This window comes from Neisseria sp. P0021.S007 (assembly GCF_051956855.1).
The window spans coordinates 1-438 of sequence record NZ_JBQCXA010001756.1 but is presented as its reverse complement, the minus strand read 5'-3'; the positions used below and the strand labels follow the sequence as shown (position 1 = coordinate 438).

Sequence of the window (438 nt, the reverse complement as noted above, 5' to 3'; positions counted from 1 at the left end):
GAACTCCCGTGCCAGCATACCGTCCATCGCATTCAGCGCCATACGGACAAACAACCAGATCGGTAAAAGCCAGAATAGTGTGGATACACCAGCAAACAATGCTAAAAGCAAACCGATCAAAATAGAAACGGCGCAGGTAAACAGGGTAATCTGATTGGCAGTAATACCTTTTTGATACAGTCGCTTAACAATGGGGCGCAATAGGTTTTGGAATTTTGGTTTCAGGGCGTAAATGCTCATGATTATGCTATATAAAAGAAAATGAAGTGCCGTGATTATAGACGAAATCCGTTATAATCCGTCAATCTTCGAATCACGCGGTTCGCAAACCTCCCGCGTTAACAAAACTAGGAATTTACTATGGAAAAACAGCAGGCCCTCGTTATTTTTTCGGGCGGGCAGGATTCAACAACCTGCCTGATTCAGGCAATTCAAACA

General features: G+C 43.6%; 1 protein-coding gene, 1 pseudogene and 1 riboswitch. Of the genes and pseudogenes, one reads left to right on the top strand and one right to left on the bottom strand.

Annotated features, from left to right (window positions below):
* Window positions 1-240: pseudogene (locus ACTHUR_RS21295) on the bottom strand (CDP-alcohol phosphatidyltransferase family protein); the annotation flags it as partial.
* Window positions 241-311: 71 nt separating this feature from the next.
* Window positions 312-357: riboswitch (PreQ1 riboswitch) on the top strand.
* 3 nt (window positions 358-360) lie between these two features.
* Between ACTHUR_RS21295 and ACTHUR_RS21290 the strand changes: the two are divergent.
* The coding region (locus ACTHUR_RS21290) for a 7-cyano-7-deazaguanine synthase (RefSeq protein WP_440400800.1) at window positions 361-438 on the top strand (78 nt) is incomplete at its 3' end.